Annotated in this window: 4 protein-coding genes; all 4 read right to left on the bottom strand. The window is 37.0% G+C overall.

The genetic code is table 11. From position 1 onward, the window contains the following. Position 1: 1 nt before the first annotated feature. Entirely contained in the window at positions 2–154 is a 153-nt protein-coding gene (locus A5N85_RS12045; protein ID WP_084601778.1) for a helix-turn-helix domain-containing protein, read from the bottom strand. Between the two features lie 248 nt (positions 155–402). Next, positions 403–1,740, bottom strand: a complete 1,338-nt coding sequence (locus tag A5N85_RS12050) for a DEAD/DEAH box helicase (protein WP_072577437.1) — start codon at positions 1,738–1,740, stop codon at positions 403–405. 285 nt (positions 1,741–2,025) lie between these two features. Then, the gene (locus A5N85_RS12055; protein WP_487247930.1) at positions 2,026–3,453 is read right to left on the bottom strand and encodes a tRNA(Met) cytidine acetyltransferase TmcA domain-containing protein; all 1,428 of its coding nucleotides are present in this window, start codon (positions 3,451–3,453) and stop codon (positions 2,026–2,028) included. Continuing rightward, the coding region (locus tag A5N85_RS12060) for a helix-turn-helix domain-containing protein (RefSeq protein ID WP_072577439.1) at positions 3,438–3,815 on the bottom strand (378 nt) is incomplete at its 5' end. The genes A5N85_RS12060 and A5N85_RS12055, both read right to left, overlap by 16 nt.

Genomic DNA, 3,815 nt, shown 5'->3' on the forward strand with positions numbered 1-3,815 from the left:
CTTACGCTTCAGTAAAGCCTTTAGGATGGGGATTTTTAATCCAGCTATAGACGGTGAATTTGCTGATCTTGTAGCGCTTTGCAACAGCGCGCCAAGTTTCTCCATTAGCAATATCGTTAAGAATTTTCTGTCGGAATTGGCGACAGTAGGTCATAGGATATGCTCAGTTTGTTTTTGATAATTCTACTATAAGTCGTTCTTTATATCTGCTTTGGATAGATTGGATTATAAATGATTTGACTATATTTTCAAAATTTAAGAAATTCAAAATTCTCTATTTTGTTGTTTTTTTTTTAAAGATCTCGTTTTATCCGTTGAGCGTTAATGAGATAAGGTATTAAAAAAGCCTTTTCAAAATGAAAAGGCTTTTGGGGTTGATTAGGTTATAGAAAATAATAGAGATTATTTCTTGTTGTTTGGCTTATTATTTCTTCGGCGATGATTGTTTCTGCGATTATTGGTATTTTTGATGTTCCCATTTTTTTCTCGACGATTACCATTGCCGTTGTTATTTTCAAAGCGTTGACGCCGATCGTTTTCCAAGCTTTTTAAGTCTTCTTCTGTTAGTGGAATAACATCGGCTAATAAGTCATCTTCTAGTGGAATAACTTGTATTTTTCCGCCGATGTAATGTTCTATTTCAGGTAGAGAGTAAACGTATTCTTCACATGCAAAGCTAATGGCTTTACCAGAAGCGCCAGCACGTGCGGTTCGACCGATACGATGAACGTAGTCTTCAGCTACTTGAGGTAAATCGTAGTTAAAAACGTGAGTGACGTCTTGTACATGGATACCTCTAGCGGCAATATCTGTTGCAACTAAAATATTAATGTTACCATTTTGGAAGTCTTTAATGATTTTTTCCCGTTTTTTCTGCGTAATATCGCCAGAAAGCGCTGCATTTTTGTAACCATTCGCGGTTAAGACTAAGCTTAGACGCTCTAAGTCTTTTTTGGTATTTAAGAAAATCATACTACGTTGTGGTTGTTCGCGCTCAAATAAGCCTAATAGAAGTGGGGTTTTTTCATGCCTGGCAGTATGATAGAGAGTTTGTTCTATTTTATCAGCGGTAGGTTGCGTACTTTCGATGCTAACGGTTTTAGGAGCATTGAAATGTTCATAAGCCAGTTCTTGAACTTTTTGTGTCGTGGTCGCAGAAAATAGTAGGTTTAGGCGTTCATCTGCTGGTGGCATTTGTCTTAATAGGTAGCGAACGTCATCAATGAAACCTAAATCAAACATTCGATCAGCTTCGTCTAATACGCAAATTTCTATATTTTTTAAGCGAAAAACTTTTTGTTTATATAGGTCAATAATGCGTCCCGGTGTTCCAATGATAATGTCGATATTTGCAGCATTAAATAGTGTTTTTTGATGCTCAATGGAAGTGCCACCATAAATGGCTAAACTGGTTAGACCGGTATATTGTCCTAATTGATCACAATCTTTTTTAATTTGAATAGCGAGCTCTCTAGTAGGTGCAAGAACAATGGCATAAGGCCCTTTGGCTTTAGGATGCACAGGGTTGACCATGAGATATTGCATTAACGATAGTAAAAACGTTGCGGTCTTTCCAGTGCCAGTTTGTGCAATACCCATTACATCATAGCCTTTTATCGTTAAAGGCAATGTTTGTTGTTGAATTGGAGTTGGTTGGGTGAAACCAATATCTACTAAGGCTTCTTGTAGGGCAGGATGTAAGGCTAGGTTGGAAAAGGAAGAAACGTTTTCTGATTGCATAGAGTCTATTTGATTAAAGTTTTTCAATTTTTGTGAATTATAACATCGCTATTGTGTAATAGCATACAAATAGCGCGTTTTTATCGATATTTTCGATGCGGTATAAGAATTTTTATTTATTTTTAGCATGTTTTTTAGGTGGTGGTTTGAAAAGTATGCTAACCATACTCTTACAAAAAATACTTCTTTTAATATATTGATATTTAAAGATTTAACTACCATTGGATCATTTGATAATATTCCAGCATACTTTTCAAACCACTACCATTTTTTATTTGATAGAAGTTAAGTGCGTATTCTAATGCTTGTGACTGAAAGATGTCGGCTACGTTGATAAGGTGTTCGGTATCGCTCTTGATAGTGTAATTTTTGCCAAAAGTTATCTAATTCAGGTGAGTGCGTATGGATAACACCTATTGGTAAAGGAGAAAATGACTTTTCCGCTTGTTGAATAAGTTGGCTAGCAATATTTTGTTTTCTATAGTCTGCTAGGGTTGCAATACGATGGATACGTACAAGCGGTTGCATTGCCCATTGAATTTGTTGAGTATGAATCAACAATTGTTGCATTAAAAGTCTTCCACGCGGACGGCGTTCACCTGTCATTACTGCTTTAGCTAGCTCCAGTGGCAATGGAGGTTCTATCAGTAAATGTAGAACAGAAACCAATTTTTTTTCTTTAAAGGCTATATAAATAGTTTGGTTAGGTAGGTCTAATAAGCGTTTTAGGTCTTCTGGCCGATTTCGATAATGCGCTTGTTGCAGTAATTGCCAGAGTGTATGGAGCAATTTTTCATCAGTCAGTAAATTGCTAGCTGAAACGGATTGAATAGACAGGTTATGTGTCGCTGTAACGGGTGTTTGGAGGGTGTTTGAGAGTGTGAGATTTTGAATGAGTTGTTCAAGAGAATCATTTGCACTAAATCGGTAAGCCGTTGTCAAATTGTAAATTTGATGGGGAGATAAGGCTAGTTTTGACAGTGTTTTGGTATGGAAGGTATTAGCGCTGCCTTCATAGCCATCGGTTGTGGTTGCGAGGGTGTAGGCAGGATAGTATTGCGTTAAGGCAAGAAGTTGGGCAGGAGGTAAAGCGGCTGCTTCATCGATAATAAGATGGTTGATATTCGGCAGTCGGCGAAGAGCATCATCAGGCGGAAGGTAGAAGATGGGTAAGTTAGCCGGTAATTTCTGATATAAGGTTTGCCGATTATGTTCAAAAGGGGTAACAACTAATATTGGCTGATGATGATTTTTTATGAGCCATTGAATTTTATTTGCTAATGTTGTGCTTTTACCTCGTCCACGATGCCCTAGAAAGAGTTGTGGTTCAGTATGGGTAAAGCGTATTGAAGTAGGGAGAGCTTGGTTAGAGACGTATGTATGGTCTGTTTGTTGTTGGATAAGCATGCGTAATCGATTGTTATAGTGTGAATAACAGTTCGCTATCGATACGCCATAGTCCAGTAATCGATGATGGTCTGGATCGCCATCTGGATAATGTTCGGGTAAATGAAGATAGAGGTTATAAGGTGCTTCGATTGTGCCTGCTAAGGCGATAAAGGCATTTGGATAGAGACCATTTTGCGCATCATAGAATAAATCTTTTTGCGTTGTCCCCAAATGTTGTCGATATTGCGTTAATGCAATATCTCGCCCAAAAACCCCTTGTTTGGGCAGTTCTTGAAATGAGATAAGATTTAGTCTTCTAATGATAGATTTCCTTGTTTATTCATTTTTTTTAGTAACTCAATTTCTTTGTCTTTCTGAGCCAATAATTCATTTTTATGGGTAATAATGAGTTTAAGTTTTTCTATTTCAGATTGTAAAGAAAATAATTCAAGCTCATTGTTGCTATAGTAATTGATATTACCTTCAGCAGTAGATTGTCCATTAACTAGAAAGATCGCTCTCTCGTAATCTTTAGTAAGCAATTCAATAATATCTAGTCCAAAAATATCGGCAATCTGAGCTAATCTCTCTAAACTCATTTTACTTTCCCCACGCTCTAAGCGTGCATAACCATTTTTAGACATTTGCATTTTTTCTGCCATTTTTTCTTGCGACCAGTCATTTAA

The organism is Suttonella ornithocola, assembly GCF_001889065.1.
GTDB classification, from domain to species: Bacteria; Pseudomonadota; Gammaproteobacteria; order Cardiobacteriales; family Cardiobacteriaceae; genus Suttonella_A; species Suttonella_A ornithocola.

What these genes read in the sequence shown, in the direction of transcription:
- A5N85_RS12045 (WP_084601778.1), bottom strand. Translation starts at nt 154, where the DNA reads ATGACCTACTGTCGCCAATTCCGACAGAAAATTCTTAACGATATTGCT.
- A5N85_RS12050 (WP_072577437.1), bottom strand. Translation starts at nt 1,740, where the DNA reads ATGCAATCAGAAAACGTTTCTTCCTTTTCCAACCTAGCCTTACATCCT.